Below are 16822 nucleotides of genomic sequence, written 5' to 3' on the forward strand. Positions count from 1 at the left end.
CGCTGTTAGACAATTTTTACCACGATGCGACCGCGGACCTGACCGGCCAGGATTTTCGCGCCCCATGCCGGAACTTGGTCGAGCGGAATTTCCGTAGTGATTTCAGCTAGTTTCGTCCGATCGAGATCCGAGGCGAGGCGCTGCCAGGCTGCTTTTCGCGGCTCAATTGGACACATCACGGAATCGATGCCGAGAAGGCACACCCCGCGCAAAATGAAGGGCGCGACAGAAGACGGCAGGTCCATGCCGGCGGCGAGACCACAGGCGGCAATGGCGCCGCCGTACTTGGTCATGGACAGCAGATTCGCGAGCGTGGTCGAGCCGACGCTATCGACGCCGCCTGCCCAGCGCTCCTTGGCCAGCGGTTTTGCCGGGGCCGACAATTCATTGCGATCGATCACCTCGGCCGCGCCGAGGCTTTTCAGATAATCCGCCTCGGACGCGCGGCCGGTGGAGGCGATGACGTGATAGCCGAGCTTCGACAGCACGGCCGTGGCGACCGATCCGACGCCGCCAGCCGCGCCGGTCACGACGGCCGGGCCGCTCTTCGGCGAAACGCCGTGCTTCTCCAGCGCCAGCACAGAGAGCATCGCGGTGAAGCCAGCGGTGCCGATCGCCATGGCATCGCGCGCCGACAGGCCCTGCGGCAGGGCGACCAGCCAGTCGCCCTTCACCCGCGCCTTCTCCGCATAGGCGCCGAGATGGGTCTCGCCCATGCCCCAGCCGGTGCAGACGACCTTGTCGCCTGCCTTCCATTGCGGATGCGAGGATTGTTCGACCGTGCCGGCGAAATCGATACCGGCGATCATCGGGAAGCGCCGCACGACCGGCGCCTTGCCTGTGAGTGCGAGACCATCCTTGTAGTTCAACGTCGACCATTCCACGCGGACGGTGACGTCGCCCTCCATCAGCTCGGCTTCATCGAACTGGGAAAGTGCGGCGGTGGTGCCCTTGTCGGCCTTGTCGATCCGGATCGCTTTGAATGTGGCCACGGCCTGAACTCCCTGACTTGTTTGACCGGGATGTTTAGCCGATCAGGCAGGCTGCGCAACCGCGCGTGTGACCGGCTTCTCCACGATCGGTAAATTGATCAGCGCCGAGAGCACGCCGAACAGGATCGAGAGCCACCAGATCGGGGTGTAGGAACCGAACTTCTCGAACACGATCCCCCCTAGCCAGACGCCGAGGAAGCCGCCGACCTGATGGCTGACGAAAGCGAAGCCATAGAGGGTTGCAAGCCAGCGCGTACCGAACATCAGCGCCACCAGCGACGAGGTCGGCGGCACCGTCGACAGCCAGGTCAAGCCGGAGATCGCGCCGAAGGCGATCGCCGAGAACGGGGTGATCGGGAACGAGATGAAGGCGAGCGTCGTGAGCGCACGGGTGAAATAGATCGCCGAGAGGATGTAGCGCTTCGGCAAGGTATTCTGGAGATAACCGACGCTGAGCGATCCCATGATGTTGAACAGGCCGATCGCGGCGATCACCCAGCCGCCGGTTTGCGCCGAGATGCCGCGGTCGACCAGGAACGCCGGCAGGTGCACCGTGATGAACGCGAGCTGGAAACCGCACGTGAAGAAGCCGAGCACCAGCAGGACGTAAGAGCGATGGCCGAAAGCTTCCGCCAGCGCCTTGGTGATGGACTGCTCATCAGCAGGCGCTGCGTTTACCGTGCTCGGGACCGGCGGCGTCGAGATGGCCAACGCCAACGGGATGATCAGCAGCATCAGGAAGCCGAACACGGTGAGCGCCTGCTGCCAGCCGAAATTGTCGATCAGCGCCACGCCGATCGGCGCGAACAGGAACTGGCCCAGCGAGCCCGCCGCCGTGCCGGCGCCGAGCGCAAGGCCGCGCTTTTCGGCCGGCAGGAGCTTCGTGAACGCCGACAGCACCAGGTTGAACGAGCAGCCGGCAAGACCGAAGCCGACCATCACGCCGGCCCCGATATCCAGCGCCAGCGGTGTCGCGGAATAGCGCATCAAGAGAAGCCCGCCGGCATAGAGCAGCGCGCCAACGCACATCACGCGATAAAGGCCGTAGCGATCGGCGACCGCGCCGGCAAGCGGCTGGCCCAATCCCCACAAAAGATTCTGTACGGCGATAGCGAGGCCGAACACGTCGCGGCCCCAGGCGAATTCATGGCTCATCGGCTGCACGAAGAAGCCCAGTGCCGAGCGCGGGCCGAAGCCCAACATGCCGATCGCACAACCGCAGAGGATGATCACGGCCGGAGTGCGCCAGTTGGAGGAACGTGAGGGAGCGAGTTCGCTCGCTTGGATCGACATGCTGTCCTCATTCTTCATTGGCGGGTCCGCCAATCGAGCGGTCGCGGGCCCATCCGTTTAATGCAAATGCATGTAAATCCCAAGCCGAAAATGATTGCATTCCGCGAGGGGCTGCCGCGGGAGCATTGCGTTTCATCGCGGCCTCCTCCGGGGCGCGCAAAGCAGGACTTGACGGAAATGTGTGCCACCAGACCTAGCGACCTCAGCCAAGGCGTGTTATCTTCGATCTACTCATATTGAGCATATATAGATCGTCCTGAGTTCCACCCGGCCTTTCGGCCGGATTTCTCGGGCGTTATATATACTCATATTGAGCATATGTAACCCGATGGGAGGCTTCGATGCCGATCGCCGCAATTTACGGCCCTGATGATTTTGCCAATCGACCACAAGACCAAGCCACCTCCTCCCCGGTCGCGCCGTCGCGAACAGCGCCCGCGCTGCCGAGGCCTTCGCTGGAATGGACCAGCGACGTCGAACGCGCCACGGCGCCGATCTACGCGCGCCTCAAGCATGTGATCCCGCCGATCGAGTGGCCGCTGATGGCGCCGACGGTTCACGCGATCAACGAACTCAAGCGCGCGCGCAACGCGGTGATCCTCGCGCACAACTACCAGGCGCCGGAGATCTTTCACGGCGTCGCCGACATTGGCGGCGATTCGCTCCAGCTCGCCGTCGAAGCTACCAGGGTGAAGGCCGACGTCATCGTCCAATGCGGCGTGCACTTCATGGCGGAGACGTCGAAGCTGCTCAATCCCGAGAAGACGGTGCTGATCCCCGATAGCCGCGCCGGCTGCTCGCTCGCTGCCAGCATCACCGGCGCCGACGTGCGCCTGCTCCGCGAAAGATTGCCCGGCGTCCCTATCGTAGCCTACGTCAACACCTCCGCGGAGGTGAAGGCCGAGGTCGACATCTGCTGCACCTCGTCGAACGCGGTGCAGGTGGTGGAGAGCCTCAATGCGCCAAGCGTGATCTTCCTGCCCGATCGCTATCTCGCGACCTATGTCGCCTCGAAGACCAACGTGAAGATCATCGCCTGGAAGGGCGCTTGCGAGGTGCACGAGCGCTTCACCGGCGATGAGCTGCGCGCGTTCCGCGACGCCGACCCGTCCGTGCAGATCATCGCGCATCCCGAATGCCCGCCGGACGTGTTGGCGGAGGCCGACTTCACCGGTTCGACCGCGCACATGATCAACTGGGTGCGCCAGCGGCGGCCGAAGCGCCTCGTGATGATCACGGAATGCTCGATGGCCGACAATGTTCGGGCCGAGCTGCCCGACGTCGAGATCCTGCGTCCCTGCAATCTCTGCCCTCACATGAAGCGCATCACGCTGTCCAACATCATGGAGAGCCTGCTGACGCTGGGCGAGGAAGTCACGATCGATCCGGCGCTTGCGCAGCGGGCGCGACGCTCGGTCGAGCGGATGATCAATCTGAAGAATTGAGGGCGAGACATGACCGACAACATCTACAACCTCACCCGCTCCACCGATGACGTCGTCATCGTCGGCGGCGGCCTCGCCGGACTGTTCTGCGCGCTGAAGCTTGCGCCGCGACCGGTGACGCTGGTCTCGGCGGCACCGCTCGGACAGGGCGCGTCGTCCGCATGGGCCCAGGGCGGCATCGCGGCCGCCGTGGCCGAAGGCGACAGTCCCGAAGCGCACGCCGCGGACACCATCTCGGTCGGCGGCGGCATCGTCGATCAGGCAATCGCGCTCGGGATCGCCCGCGAGGCGGGCCCGCGGATTCATGATCTGCTCGCCTATGGCGTGCCGTTCGATCGCGATCTCGAAGGCCGGCTCGCCGTGGGGCGAGAAGCTGCGCATTCCGCGCGGCGGATCGTCCACGTTCGCGGCGATGGCGCCGGCGCTGCGATCATCGCGGCGCTGAGCGAGGCCGCGCGCCGCGCGCCTTCGATCCGCCTGATCGAAGGCTTTGTCGCCGAAGCGCTGCTCACCGAGGATGGCGCCGTCACCGGCCTGCAATTGCGCGAGGCCGGCAACTTCGCGGCAAGACCGGTGGTGATTGCCTCGCGCGCAATCGTGCTGGCGACCGGCGGCATTGGCCATCTCTACGCCGTCACCACCAATCCGGCTGAGGCGAACGGATCGGGCCTTGCGATCGCCGCACGCGCCGGCGCCGTGATCGCCGACCCCGAATTCGTGCAATTCCACCCGACCGCGATCATGGTCGGCCGCGATCCGGCGCCCCTTGCGACTGAAGCGCTGCGCGGCGAAGGCGCGACGCTGATCAACAGCAGTGGTGAGCGCTTCATGGTAGCGCGTCATCCGCTCGCCGAGCTCGCGCCGCGCGACATCGTGGCTCGCGGCGTGTTCGCCGAGATCGCATCGGGACGTGGCGCTTTCCTCGATGCGCGGCAAGCACTGGGCGCGCCGTTCGCCGACAAATTCCCGACGGTGCATGCGAGCTGCGTTGCCGCCGGCATCGATCCGGCGACGCAGGCCATTCCGATCGCCCCCGCCGTGCACTATCACATGGGCGGCATCGCGGTCGACGATCGCGGCCGCAGCTCGATCGACGGGCTCTGGGCCGCCGGCGAGGTGTCGTCCACCGGCATGCATGGCGCCAACCGGCTCGCCTCCAATTCGCTGCTGGAGGCCGTGGTCTATGCCGCGCGCATAGCCGACGACATCGGCGGCCACGTGATCCCCTCGCCTGCCCGCCTCCCCGAAGCGGTGGTAACGCCGCGCACCAGCGCGCCGGATGCAGCCAGCGTGAAGCGGCTGCGGACGATGATGGCTGCGAATGTCGGCGTGATCCGCGAGCGCGACGGGCTCGCCGACGCCGTGCGCAGCCTTGCCGCGCTCGAGCATGCGGCCACCAGCATCGCCGTCCGCAGCATGGCAACAGCGGCGCTGCTCGTGGCGGCTGCGGCCTGGTGCCGGCGCGAGAGCCGCGGCGCGCATTTCCGCTCCGATCATCCCGCGGAGACAGCCGCGCTGGCGCAGCGGACCATGACGACACTCGCCGCTGCGCGCGAGGTCGCCAAGGACCTCACCGAGCCTTCAACGCCGCGCGTCGCGCAAGCCATGATCGCCTGAAGGAAAACCCATGATCACCCCGAACTCCCTGCTCTATCCCGACGCCTTCCTGTCCCCGCTTGCCATCAATGAGGCCGTGCATCGCGCGCTCGACGAGGATCTCGGCCGCGCCGGCGATATCACCTCGCTCGCGACCATTCCGGAAGCGACCCGAGCGCGGGCCGTTCTCGTCGCACGTCAGTCCGGCGTCATCGCAGGCCTGCCGCTGGCGCTGGCGACACTGCAAAAGCTCTCGCCCGACATCGAGGTGCGCGCGCATGTCCGCGACGCCGCGCGCGTGACCCGCGGCCAGCAAGTGCTGACAATCTCCGGCCCTGCACGTGCCATTCTCACCGCGGAGCGGACCGCGTTGAATTTCGTCGGTCGGTTGTCGGGCGTCGCCACGCTCACGGCCAACTACGTGGCGCGCACCGAAGGATCCAAAATGCGCATCTGCTGCACGCGAAAGACCACGCCGGGTTTGCGGGCGCTGGAGAAATATGCGGTGCGTTGCGGCGGCGGCTTCAACCACCGTTTCGGCCTCGACGATGCGATCCTGATCAAGGACAATCACATCGCGGTCGCCGGCGGCATCCGCCCCGTGCTGGAGCGCGCCCGCGCCCATGCCGGCCATCTCGTCAAGATCGAGATCGAGGTCGATACGCTCGCGCAACTCCGCGAGGTGCTCGACACGGGACTTGCCGACGCCGTGCTGCTCGACAACATGGATCTCGTGACGCTGCGCGAGGCTGTCAGGATGACGGAAGGCCGCGTTGCGCTCGAAGCCTCCGGCGGCGTGACGCTGGACTCGATCCCCGCGATCGCTGCCACCGGTGTCGACTACGCCTCATCAGGCGCGCTGACGCATTCGGCGCCGAATCTCGACTGTGCGCTGGATATCGAAGCTTGAGCAGCTACCGCCGCTCGGTCACGCCCATCTCGGCGGAGCTCTTGGCTTCCTGCACGAGCTCTGCCGAGAGCGCGGCGGTCTGCGCGGGCGTGCCCCAGCTCGGCTCCTCAGCTCCGTCACCCCAGTTGCGCGGCCGGTAGAAGGTGTGCACGCCGAACTTGTACATCTTCTTCATCTCGGAGACCCAGGACGGGCGCACCCAATAGGCATGATAGTGCGTGGATTTGCCGACCTCGGGGAGCCAGATCTGGCCGTCGAGCATCGCCTTCGAGATCTTCTTGGCGCGCTCCCACATCTCGGGCTCGCGGATCACGTCGGGATTGTTGTCGCAGGCGAAGGTGAACTGGCAGGCGAAGTGACGGTATTTGTTCTGATAGACCACGCCGCACACGTTGTCGGGATATTTGCCGGAGAAGACGCGGTTCATCACCACTTGCGCGACCGCGATCTGGCCGCGTACGGCCTCGCCGCGGGACTCGAAATAGACGGCCTCGGCGAGACATTTTTCGGACTTCGCACGTGACTTGCCGTCGAGCGCCAGACGCTCGGCCGGCGACTTGGCGCGTTGGTTGTCGGCGTTGACCTCGCCCTTCGGCGCGACGCTCTCGCCGCTATCGACCGCGTTTCCGACGTCCGCATTCGGTGGTGACAGCGAGGCCAGCTTCATGTCGGGATCGGGCATCACGATCAGCGGCTCGGCCCCGGGTTCCCAGCTCTCGATGCTCTCGGCGGCGCCGCCGAGCGAGGAGCTGCCGAAGAACAGGCTCGAGGTCTTCACGCTGAAAGGATCGCGCGACGGGGCCGCGCTCGTTGCCTGCTTCAGCGCATTGACCGGCTGTACTGCAAACGACAGCGCGACGTCGTCGGCCTTCGGCGGATTGGCGTATTGCGCCAGCGGCGGCGCGCGCATGGCCTCCTGGAGCTCGGGATCGAGCGCCGCCGCGGACTCCGGCGACATCGCTTGCGGCTGAGGGGCAGCCAGCTCAGCGGTCTTGGCGCCGAACACGGAACTGTTCGAGGTCGCGGGATTCTCCGCGGGCGGAGCAGCCGGCGCGACCGTCCCGGGTGGCGGCGCGGGCGTCGCGATGGCGAGACGGTCACCCTTCAGCGCGCGATCGACCTTGGGAAAATCGGAGGCCTGGTAACGCGCCGGCGCCTGCAGCGCCGGATTGCGCGGAATCGCGCCGGTGACGTCGCGGCCATCGAGGCTCGCAAGACGCACCATCGCGCTCTGCGGCGCTGATGTCCCGATCGGGCGCGAGAAACTGTAGGTGGCGAGCTGAATGGACGAAGCCGCAGAGAACACCTGCTTCTGCCAACGCTCGGCGACGCCGGGCTGACGCGCCAGCAACGAGCCTATGTCCTGATAGCCGGTCTCTCGCGGCATCAGCGCGAAGACCAGGAGACCGATTCCGAAGGACGCGAACTGCGCGCCCTTCGGATGGTTACGCAACACTGACATCGATACGCTCACGCTACGCTTACGCCAGTCTCCGATCGAACTCAGTACATCCGTGCAATTCGATCTTTAGCGTAAGTATCTAATTTAGGTTGCTGGGGCGTTAATCGGCGTTGCCCGCGAAGCACACTCAAGCGATGTCAGGTGTTTTCACGGGGCGGTGCTGGGCCGTGGTAAAGGCCGCGTCATTTGAAGCGGTAAACAAGTGGTCAATGCGAATGGTGAAGGAACTCTTGCGCGTGCGTATCATTACGGGACGTGCACGGTAGTTCACCGTCACCCTGAGGCGCTCGCCTCTTCGGCGAGCATCGAAGGGCGACGGCCCGGCTGCAGCTCGGCCGTGTATCCTTCGAGGCTCCCCATGGGACGCGTTGCGTCCCATGCCTCGCGCCTCAGGATGACGGAGCAAACAGCTGTGCGAATTCAATAACTGCCTTATCGCGTCAAAAGAAAAGAGGCGGAGCTTGGCTCCGCCTCTTTGGAATCACAGTCTCAGTTCGCGTTATGCCTGGCTCGCGATCGCCTTGCCCAGCGCGGCCTGGGCCGCGGCGAGCCGCGCGATCGGCACGCGGTAGGGCGAGCACGACACGTAGTTGAGACCGACATTGTGGCAGAACGCGACGGAGGCCGGGTCGCCGCCGTGCTCGCCGCAGATGCCGACCTTGAGCGATGCGCGCGTCTTGCGTCCGCGGGCGACGCCGATCTTGACGAGCTCGCCGACGCCTTCCTGGTCGAGCGAGATGAAGGGATCGACCGCAAGGATGCCCTTCGCCACGTAGGGACCGAGGAAGCTTGCGGCGTCGTCGCGGCTGATGCCGTAGGTCGTCTGCGTCAGGTCGTTGGTGCCGAACGAGAAGAACTCGGCGCTCTCGGCGATCTCGCCGGCGAGCAGGCAGGCGCGCGGCAGCTCGATCATGGTGCCGACCTGATAGGCGAGCTTTGTATTCGTCTCGCGCATCACGGCCTTTGCGGTGGCGTCGATCCGGGCCTTGACCAGGTCGAGCTCGGCCTTGGTCGCGATCAGCGGCACCATCACCTCGAGGCCGACGGCCTTGCCGGTGCGCTTCTCGGCTTCGACTGCGGCTTCGAAGATCGCTCGCGCCTGCATCTCGGCGATTTCAGGATAGGCAATCGCGATGCGGCAGCCGCGGAAGCCGAGCATCGGATTGAACTCCGACAGCTCGCGCGCGCGGTCGGCCAGGCGCCGCGGATCGGTGTTCATGGCGCGCGCCACTTCCTCGACCTCCGCATGGGTGTGCGGCAGGAACTCGTGCAGCGGCGGGTCGAGCAGACGGATCGTGACGGGCAGGCCCTTCATGATCTCGAACAGCTCGACGAAATCGGCGCGCTGCATCGGCAGCAGCTTGGCAAGCGCGGCCCGGCGCGACTGCTCGTCCTCGGAGAGGATCATCTCTCGCACCGTGCGGATGCGCGTTTCCTCGAAGAACATGTGCTCGGTGCGGCAGAGGCCGATGCCTTCGGCACCGAACTTGATCGCGGTGCGGGCGTCATCCGGCGTGTCGCCGTTGACGCGGACGCCGATCTTGCGGACCTGGTCGGCCCAGTTCATCAGCGTGCCGAATTCGCCGGACAGTTCCGGCTCGATCATCGGCATGCGGCCGGCCAGCACCTGGCCGAGCGAGCCGTCGATGGTGATGACGTCGCCGGCCTTGAAGGTGCGCGAACCGATGCTCATCGTGCCGCGGCCGTAATCGACGCGGATGGTGCCGCAGCCGGAGACGCAGGGCTTGCCCATGCCGCGGGCGACGACTGCCGCGTGCGAGGTCATGCCGCCACGGGTGGTCAGGATGCCTTCGGCGGCGTGCATGCCGTGAATGTCTTCCGGGCTGGTCTCGATGCGGACCAGGATGACCTTGCGTCCGTCGCCCTGGAGCTTGGCCGCTTCGTCCGAGGAGAACACGATCTCGCCGGAGGCCGCTCCGGGCGAAGCCGGCAGACCGGTCGCGATCACGTCGCGCTTGGCGTTGGGATCGATGGTGGGATGCAGCAGCTGATCGAGCGAAGCGGGGTCGATCCGCGTCACCGCTTCCTTCTTGGTGATCAAGCCCTCATTGGCGAGTTCGACCGCAATGCGCAACGCAGCCTTCGCGGTGCGCTTGCCGCCACGGGTCTGCAGCATCCAGAGCTTGCCGCGCTCGACGGTGAACTCCATGTCCTGCATGTCGCGGTAGTGCTTTTCGAGCTGCGTGTAGATCCGCGTCAGCTCCTTGAAGGCCTCCGGCATCGCCGATTCCATCGACGCCTTGTCGGAGCCGGATTCTTTCCGCGCATCCTCGGTGATGTCCTGCGGCGTACGAATGCCCGCCACCACATCCTCGCCTTGCGCGTTGATCAGGAACTCGCCGTAAAGCTTGCTCTCGCCGGTCGACGGGTTGCGCGTGAACGCAACCCCGGTCGCCGAGGTGTCGCCCATGTTGCCGAACACCATGGCCTGCACGTTGACCGCGGTGCCCCAGGATTCCGGAATATCGTGCAGCTTGCGGTAGGTCACCGCGCGCGCGTTCATCCAGGACGAAAACACCGCGCCGACCGCGCCCCAGAGCTGGTCGTGCGGATCCTGCGGAAACTCCTTGCCGGTCTCGCGCGCGACCGCGTCCTTGTATTTGCCGACCAGTTCGACCCAGTCCTCGGCGGACAGGTCGGTGTCGAGCGTGTAGCCCTGGCTATCCTTGAAGGTGTCGAGGATTTCCTCGAAGTGATGATGCTCGAAGCCGAGCACCACGTCGGAATACATGGTGATGAAGCGGCGATAGCTGTCATAGGCAAAGCGGCGGTCGCCCGACAGTTCCGACAGCGCCTCGACGGTCTGGTCGTTGAGACCAAGATTGAGCACGGTGTCCATCATGCCCGGCATTGAGGCGCGCGCGCCGGAGCGCACGGAGACGAGCAGAGGGTTCTTGGTGTCGCCGAACACCTTGCCGGTCAACTTGCCGACATAGTCCAGCGCCTTTTCAACCTGCGGCTTCAGCTCCTTCGGATAGGTCTTGTCGTGCTCGTAGAAGTAAGTGCAGACCGAGGTTGGGATGGTGAAGCCGGGAGGCACCGGCAGGCCGAGATTGGCCATCTCGGCGAGGTTGGCTCCCTTGCCGCCGAGCAGGTCACGCATTTCCGAACGGCCCTCGGCCTTGCCATCACCGAACGTGAAGACCCACTTACCAGCCGGGACCTTGGCAGGCGCGCTCTTGGGCTTGGCCGCCGTTTTTGCGGCGGGCTTTGCCGCCGGCTTGGCAGCAGCCTTTGCAGCAGTCTTCGCAGCGGTCTTGGCAACGGGCTTGGCGACCGGCTTCGGGACGCTCTTCACGGCGCTCTTGGGGAGTGCCTTGCGGGCCGCCGGCACGGCTTTCGCCTTGGCGGAGGGCTTTGATTTCGCTGAAGTTTTATTAGGCTTCGAGGCGGCTTTGGCCATAGCTTGCACACAACCTGCGAGAGGGACGGGAAATTGCGGGCCTTACACCATTTTGGGCGGGCCCGCGCAAGTCAGAGTTCCGGAAAATCAAGGCCTAGAGATGGAGCCACTTCAACAAGCCGAGCCCAATCGCGCCATTGATGATGAGGAAAATCGCCACGATCAGGTTGAGCAAGCGCGGCATGATCAAAATGAGCACGCCCGCAAGCAGCGACAGAAGCGGCGAGATGTGGGCGACAGTGATGTGCATGAATTTTCTTTCCGAGCGTTAGGGCGAATCGCGGCCGGATCATAGCGGACCCGGTTCCGCGGGTAGAGACGCGCATCAAGCCGCGCGAGTTCCCCCCTTCGCGAAAACTGCCCGAAATTGCCACGTATGCGGCAGGGCTTTTTCCGGAACATCGCGCGCGGCGCAGCATTGGCAACCGGTCGCGCCATTCGCGCTTCCGTCAGACCACGTCGCAAAACTACGTCGAAGGAGTTGCCCATGCGGAACAGGATTCTTGCCCTTGCAGCGCTCGCGGCCGCGATCGGCTCGCCCGTCGCGGCGCAGGCGCAAACCGGGATCACGGTGGGACGTGCGCCGGCCGTGGTCGACAGCGGCCCAACGATTGCAGTCGAACAGCGGCCGGCTTTCCGTGACTATGTCATCGAACAACGTGTGCCGGCCTTCCATATTCCGGATCGCGTCGTGGTCGGTGCCACTCTACCCGAAACCGGCATCACCTATTACGACGTGCCGCAACGTTTCGGCGCGACGACCTATCGCTACACGGTCGTGAACGGCGAGACCGTGCTGGTCGAGCCGCGCTCGCGGCGCATCGTCGAGGTGATGGACTAGGTGAATTCAACTCGATGTCCGGCGCGCCGATCGAGACGGGCGCGAGCAGTGTTATCGGACATCAGGCCCCGCCCGGTCCTCCCCCCGCCGGGCGGGGCATTTTCGTACCACATCCACAGCCGTCATTCCGGGGCGCGCAAAGCGCGAGCCCGGAATCCATCGTGCAGCGCGTGACGTGGAAAAATGGATTCCGGGCTCGCGCCAAGGGGCGCGCCCCGGAATGACAGCGGGATTTGCCGCGCGACCCCGCCCTCAATCCTGGATCTTCGAGAAATCCGCCACCGCGCGCGTAGCGCTGCGGATTTCGTTCAGCAGCTTCAGGCGGTTCTCGCGCACCTTCGCATCGTCGTCATTGACGCGCACCTTGTCGAAGAAGGCATCGACCGGCGGACGCAGCTTCGCCATCGCGCTCATCGCGGCGGCAAAGTCTTCCCTAGCGACGGCCGCACCTGCTTCCGCCTTCACCTGTTCGATTGCCGCGGCAAGCGCCTTCTCCTCGGCGAGGCTGTAGAGAGACGCATCCGGCGCACCGTCGAAGGTCCGCTTGTCCTTCTTCTCCTCGATCGAGAGGATGTTGCTGGCGCGCTTGGTGCCGGCGAGGAGGTTCTTGCCGTCGTCGGACTCGAGGAATTTGCCGAGAGCTTCGACGCGACGGACGATCATCAGGAGATCGTCCTGACCGCCGAGCGCGAACACGGCATCGACGAGATCGTGACGCGCGCCCTGCTCACGGAGCTGAACCTTGAGGCGATCGGCGAAGAAGGCGAGCAGATCGTTGGAAAAATGTTCTGCCTCTCCGATAACTCCCGCCTCATTCAAAGCATAGCCCAGCCACGCCACGTCGATAGATTTCAAAAGCGGAAGCTTAATGTCGTTGGACACGAGAATACGAATGATTCCAAGCGCCGCGCGTCTAAGTGCAAACGGGTCCTTGCTTCCAGTTGGCTTCTCATCGTGTCCCCAGAATCCCACGACAGTGTCGATCTTATCCGCCAATGCTACGGCCACGCTCACTGGATCAGTAGGAACGCGATCCGCTGGTCCCTGGGGCTTGTAGTGCTCCTCGCAAGCTGCTGCAACGGAAGCACGTTCGCCCTGCGCCAATGCGTAATACTTGCCCATGAGGCCTTGCACCTCAGGAAACTCACCAACTACTTCAGTGAGCAAATCCGCTTTAGCTAAGCGCGCAGCTTGCTCTACGTCATTTGCGTACTGTGCAGAATTTCCTTCGTAGAACCTCGCGCCGATTTTCAGCTGCGGCTCGATAAATTCTGCAATCCATGCAGCTAATCGTTCAATTCGCTTGATGCGCTTCGCTTGCGTTCCGAGCTTCTCGTGGAACACGATCTGCTCGAACTTCGGCAGACGATCCTCGAGCCTGGTCTTCAGATCGGTCTCGTAGAAGAACTTTGCGTCCGAGAGCCGCGCGCGGATCACGCGCTCGTTGCCTGAGACGATGACCTTGCCGCCGTCGGTCGCCTCGATGTTCGCTGTGAGGACGAACTTGTTGGTCAGCCTCCCCGTCTTGGGGTCACGCACCACGAAGCATTTCTGGTTGTTGCGGATGGTGGCGCGGATCACTTCATCCGGAGTCTTCAGGAACTCCTGCTCGAACGAGCCCATCAGCACGACCGGCCATTCGACGAGGCCAGAGACCTCGTCGAGCAGGGCCTGGTCCTCGACCAGCTCGAACCCTTGCGCGAAAGCAAGCTGCTTGGCGTCCGTGAGGATCGCGTCTTTGCGACGCTCGGGGTCAAGCACGACCTTGGCGTCGAGCAGTTTTGCCTCGTAGTCCTCGAAGCGGCGGACAGAGATAGAGGATGGCGCGAGGAAGCGATGGCCATACGTCGTCTGGCCGGCCTCGATGCCGTCCACTTCGAACTTCACGACATCGGGCTCTTCGGTCTCGAGCCCGAAGGTCGCTGTGATCGCATGCAGCGGACGCACCCAACTCAGCGAGCCCGGTTTGGCCGAGCGCGCGCCCCAACGCATCGATTTCGGCCAGGGGAAGGTTCTGATGATGACGGGCAGGATTTCCGCGAGCACGTCGATCGCGGCGCGGCCGGGCTTCTCGATCAATCCGATATAGAAGTCGCCCTTGGGATCGCGCTGGATCTTGGCCTCGTCCAGCGACTTCAAGCCTGTCGCCTTCAAGAACCCTTGCACGGCTGCATCGGGCGCGCCGACTTTCGGTCCGCGGCGCTCGGTCTTGAGATCAGGCTGACGCGCCGGGATGCCGTGCACGGTGAGCGCGAGGCGGCGCGGCGTCGCGAAAGCTTTCGCCCCTTCATACACCAGGCCTTCGGCGACCAGCTTCTCGGTGACCAGGCGGCGCAGATCGTCGGCCGCCTTGGCCTGCATGCGCGCGGGAATCTCTTCCGAGAACAGTTCAAGCAACAGATCAGGCATCAGGCCGCTCCACCGGCTTCGGTGTGCACCCAGGCTTCGCCGCAGGCTTTTGCCAGCTCGCGAACTCGGAAGATGTAGCTCTGTCGCTCCGTCACCGAAATCACACCACGCGCGTCGAGCAGGTTGAAGACATGGCTTGCCTTGATGCACTGGTCATAGGCCGGCAGCGCCATCAGATGGGCCTCGCGCTTCTCGTCCTTCCAACCGGCATCGAGGTATTTCTTGCAGGCCGCTTCGGCCATCTTGAATTGCTCGAACAGCATCGCCGTATCTGCATGTTCGAAATTGTGCCGCGAATATTCCTGCTCGGCCTGGAAGAACACCTCCTTGTAGGTGACCTTCTCGGCGCCTTCGCGGCCGTTGAAGTTCAGGTCCATGATGCGGTCGACGCCTTGCAGATAACAGGCAAGTCGTTCGAGCCCATAGGTGAGCTCACCCGCGACGGGCGCGCATTCCACGCCGGCGACTTGCTGGAAATAAGTAAACTGGCTGACTTCCATGCCGTCGCACCAGCACTCCCACCCCAAGCCCCAGGCGCCGAGCGTCGGGCTCTCCCAATCGTCCTCGACGAAGCGGATGTCATGGATGGCAGAGTCGATTCCGATCGCGGCCAGCGACTTCAGGTATAGCTCCTGCAGGTTCGGCGGCGACGGCTTGAGGATGACCTGGAACTGGTAATAGTGCTGGAGCCGGTTCGGGTTCTCGCCATAGCGGCCGTCCTTGGGCCGCCGCGAGGGCTGCACATAAGCGGCATTCCACGGCCGCGGCCCGAGCGCGCGAAGGGTCGTCCCGGGGTGGAAGGTGCCGGCGCCGACTTCCATGTCGTAGGGTTGCAGGATCACGCAGCCGTAATCCGCCCAATAGCGCTGCAAGGCCAGGAGCAAGCCCTGGAACGAGCGGTCCGGGCGCATATGGGCAGGCAATGAGGCGTCCATCGTCAGATCAGGCTCTCGCGGGGGGTTGAATCGCGCGGGACCGTATCGACGGCGGGGGTGGGAATCAAGGCAAAGGGGGGCTTTCTCACCTCTCCCGCTTGCTTGCGGGAGAGGTCGCGCCGAAGGCGCGGGTGAGGGCTTTCTCCTCTTGGGGGTCCTCGCCTGCGGAGGGACCCCCTCCCCAGCCCTCCCGCAAGCAAGCGGGAGAGGGAGCGCACCTTCCGTGCGGAGACAGCTACCCCGGCCGATACGCTCCGGTCACAGGATCGCGCTTCAGTGTCTGGATGGTCCCCATGGGCGCGGCCTCGGCGACGCGCGACAGGCGCATCTCCTCCAGCTCCTCGTTGATCCTGATGGCAGTCTTGTAGGCCCAGCGGACCACGGCAAGCCCACCCAGGACGCCCGCGAATGCGACGAACGGCGGCATCGGTCGATCCTTGTTCAATGCTCAGCCCCCACACGCATATTCGCGCACTCCGGGCCGCGCCGCAATTGGCTCAGCTGCAAGCATCCTTGGGGCCAAATGGCGCGGGAGGGCGCCGTCTAGAACCCGAATTTCGCCCAAATCGCCCGCGTCTCCACCGCCGAGATCAGTTCATCCGGCAGCCCAACCATTGATTCCATGGCCGAAAGCTGCCCCGCGCCGGGCGATTTCCGCCCAAGCAGGCTGGAGAGCAGCCCGGTCGGCTGCGCGATCACGGGGGTGAGAACCTTCTCGCCATAGCGGGCACGAAGAGTTGAGCGGAGATCGCCGATGCCGTCGGCAAGCCCGAGCGCAACCGACGTTTCGCCGGCCCAGTACTCGCCGGTGAACAGGGTGTCGTCGAGGCCCTTCAACCTGACGCCGCGACTCTCCTTCACCAGCGCGATGAAGATCTGGTGGATCTCGCGCTGAAGCGCCTTCAGCTTGGCGACATCGTCAGGGTTCTCGGGCAGGAAGGGATCGAGCATCGCCTTGTGCGCGCCGGCCGTGTAGAGACGCCGCTCGATGCCGAGCCGCTTGATCGCCTCCTGGAAGCCGAAGCTGCCGCCGACCACGCCAATCGAGCCGAGGATCGAGGACGGATCGCAGAAGATCTCGTCGCCGGCGCAAGCGATCATGTAGCCACCCGAGGCCGCGACGTCCTCGACGAACACCAGCACGGGCAGATTCTTCTCCGCCGCAAGCTGCTTGATACGCAGATAGATTTGGCGCGACTGCACCGGCGAACCACCTGGCGAATTGATCACCAGCGCCACCGCCTTGGCATTCCGGTATGAAAACGCCCGCTCCAGCACCCGCGCGACGCCTGCCAGCGTCATGCCCGGACGCAGTGGCGTCACTGCGCCGATGACACCCGACAGCCGCACCACCGGCACCACCGCCGCGCCCGGGCGGAAGCGCGCCGGCAGATATTGCATGAGCTTGTCGGCCAGGCCGGAATTCTCGCGATCGTTCAATTGTTCGGCCATGGCCTTACCTCTGGTTAACTATTCTTTATCACGCGACTGTCATTGAAGGTGCCTGGAACGTGT

13 protein-coding genes are annotated in these 16822 nt (G+C 64.5%); 4 read left to right on the forward strand and 9 right to left on the reverse strand.

Features of this window, described 5'->3' with window-relative positions; genetic code table 11:
* Positions 1-5: 5 nt before the first annotated feature.
* Both acuI and BM374_RS25615 read right to left on the reverse strand, forming a co-directional pair.
* Positions 6-992: an acrylyl-CoA reductase (NADPH) gene (gene acuI / locus BM374_RS25610; RefSeq protein WP_092298472.1), complete on the reverse strand. Its 987-nt coding sequence runs from the start codon at positions 990-992 to the stop codon at positions 6-8.
* A 42-nt stretch (positions 993-1034) separates the two neighbouring features.
* On the reverse strand, positions 1035-2285 hold the full coding sequence (locus BM374_RS25615) for an MFS transporter (RefSeq protein WP_092298985.1): 1251 nt from the start codon (positions 2283-2285) through the stop codon (positions 1035-1037).
* Positions 2286-2626: 341 nt separating this feature from the next.
* Between BM374_RS25615 and nadA the strand changes: the two genes are divergently transcribed.
* Genes nadA through nadC form a run of 3 tightly spaced genes read left to right on the forward strand, consistent with a single transcriptional unit; the run spans position 2627 to position 6236 of the window.
* Positions 2627-3730 (forward strand): quinolinate synthase NadA, encoded by a 1104-nt coding sequence (gene nadA, locus BM374_RS25620; RefSeq protein ID WP_092298475.1) that lies wholly within the window; start codon positions 2627-2629, stop codon positions 3728-3730.
* Positions 3731-3739: 9 nt separating this feature from the next.
* Positions 3740-5347, forward strand: a complete 1608-nt coding sequence (locus BM374_RS25625; RefSeq protein WP_092298478.1) for an L-aspartate oxidase — start codon at positions 3740-3742, stop codon at positions 5345-5347.
* A gap of 10 nt (positions 5348-5357) precedes the next feature.
* Positions 5358-6236 (forward strand): carboxylating nicotinate-nucleotide diphosphorylase, encoded by an 879-nt coding sequence (gene nadC / locus BM374_RS25630; RefSeq protein ID WP_092298481.1) that lies wholly within the window; start codon positions 5358-5360, stop codon positions 6234-6236.
* Positions 6237-6240: 4 nt separating this feature from the next.
* On the opposite strand, the gene BM374_RS25635 is transcribed toward nadC, so the two are convergent.
* The 3 genes from BM374_RS25635 to BM374_RS25645 all read right to left on the reverse strand — a co-directional run bounded on the left by BM374_RS25635 (position 6241) and on the right by BM374_RS25645 (position 11372).
* The gene (locus BM374_RS25635) at positions 6241-7698 is read right to left on the reverse strand and encodes a cell wall hydrolase (protein WP_177248528.1); all 1458 of its coding nucleotides are present in this window, start codon (positions 7696-7698) and stop codon (positions 6241-6243) included.
* A gap of 499 nt (positions 7699-8197) precedes the next feature.
* Complete coding sequence (gene ppdK, locus BM374_RS25640) at positions 8198-11122, reverse strand: pyruvate, phosphate dikinase (protein WP_177248529.1); 2925 nt, start codon at positions 11120-11122, stop codon at positions 8198-8200.
* Positions 11123-11216: 94 nt separating this feature from the next.
* The gene (locus BM374_RS25645) at positions 11217-11372 is read right to left on the reverse strand and encodes a DUF3096 domain-containing protein (RefSeq protein WP_014497329.1); all 156 of its coding nucleotides are present in this window, start codon (positions 11370-11372) and stop codon (positions 11217-11219) included.
* Positions 11373-11609: 237 nt separating this feature from the next.
* Between BM374_RS25645 and BM374_RS25650 the strand changes: the two genes are divergently transcribed.
* A complete protein-coding gene (locus tag BM374_RS25650) occupies positions 11610-11963 on the forward strand; it encodes a DUF1236 domain-containing protein (RefSeq protein ID WP_092298988.1) in 354 nt (117 codons plus the stop codon).
* Between the two features lie 252 nt (positions 11964-12215).
* On the opposite strand, the gene glyS is transcribed toward BM374_RS25650, so the two are convergent.
* The 4 genes from glyS to BM374_RS25670 form a co-directional block, all read right to left on the reverse strand.
* Positions 12216-14372 (reverse strand): glycine--tRNA ligase subunit beta, encoded by a 2157-nt coding sequence (gene glyS / locus BM374_RS25655; protein WP_092298489.1) that lies wholly within the window; start codon positions 14370-14372, stop codon positions 12216-12218.
* On the reverse strand, positions 14372-15307 hold the full coding sequence (locus BM374_RS25660) for a glycine--tRNA ligase subunit alpha (RefSeq protein WP_092298492.1): 936 nt from the start codon (positions 15305-15307) through the stop codon (positions 14372-14374). The genes glyS and BM374_RS25660 overlap by 1 nt, the downstream gene beginning before the upstream one ends.
* A 235-nt stretch (positions 15308-15542) precedes the next feature.
* Positions 15543-15734 carry a hypothetical protein gene (locus BM374_RS25665; protein ID WP_092298495.1) on the reverse strand — a complete coding sequence of 64 codons (192 nt, stop codon included), beginning with the start codon at positions 15732-15734 and terminating at the stop codon, positions 15543-15545.
* Between the two features lie 116 nt (positions 15735-15850).
* Positions 15851-16759 carry a S49 family peptidase gene (locus BM374_RS25670; protein ID WP_092298498.1) on the reverse strand — a complete coding sequence of 303 codons (909 nt, stop codon included), beginning with the start codon at positions 16757-16759 and terminating at the stop codon, positions 15851-15853.
* Positions 16760-16822: the final 63 nt, after the last annotated feature.

Origin of the sequence: Bradyrhizobium sp. Ghvi, from assembly GCF_900115265.1 — a bacterium.
Lineage (GTDB): Bacteria > Pseudomonadota > Alphaproteobacteria > Rhizobiales > Xanthobacteraceae > Bradyrhizobium.

What these genes read in the sequence shown, in the direction of transcription:
- BM374_RS25670 (WP_092298498.1), bottom strand. Translation starts at nt 16,759, where the DNA reads ATGGCCGAACAATTGAACGATCGCGAGAATTCCGGCCTGGCCGACAAG.
- nadC (WP_092298481.1), top strand. Translation starts at nt 5,358, where the DNA reads ATGATCACCCCGAACTCCCTGCTCTATCCCGACGCCTTCCTGTCCCCG.
- BM374_RS25660 (WP_092298492.1), bottom strand. Translation starts at nt 15,307, where the DNA reads ATGGACGCCTCATTGCCTGCCCATATGCGCCCGGACCGCTCGTTCCAG.
- BM374_RS25665 (WP_092298495.1), bottom strand. Translation starts at nt 15,734, where the DNA reads ATGCCGCCGTTCGTCGCATTCGCGGGCGTCCTGGGTGGGCTTGCCGTG.
- BM374_RS25650 (WP_092298988.1), top strand. Translation starts at nt 11,610, where the DNA reads ATGCGGAACAGGATTCTTGCCCTTGCAGCGCTCGCGGCCGCGATCGGC.
- BM374_RS25625 (WP_092298478.1), top strand. Translation starts at nt 3,740, where the DNA reads ATGACCGACAACATCTACAACCTCACCCGCTCCACCGATGACGTCGTC.
- ppdK (WP_177248529.1), bottom strand. Translation starts at nt 11,122, where the DNA reads ATGGCCAAAGCCGCCTCGAAGCCTAATAAAACTTCAGCGAAATCAAAG.
- nadA (WP_092298475.1), top strand. Translation starts at nt 2,627, where the DNA reads ATGCCGATCGCCGCAATTTACGGCCCTGATGATTTTGCCAATCGACCA.
- glyS (WP_092298489.1), bottom strand. Translation starts at nt 14,372, where the DNA reads ATGCCTGATCTGTTGCTTGAACTGTTCTCGGAAGAGATTCCCGCGCGC.
- BM374_RS25615 (WP_092298985.1), bottom strand. Translation starts at nt 2,285, where the DNA reads ATGTCGATCCAAGCGAGCGAACTCGCTCCCTCACGTTCCTCCAACTGG.
- BM374_RS25635 (WP_177248528.1), bottom strand. Translation starts at nt 7,698, where the DNA reads ATGTCAGTGTTGCGTAACCATCCGAAGGGCGCGCAGTTCGCGTCCTTC.
- BM374_RS25645 (WP_014497329.1), bottom strand. Translation starts at nt 11,372, where the DNA reads ATGCACATCACTGTCGCCCACATCTCGCCGCTTCTGTCGCTGCTTGCG.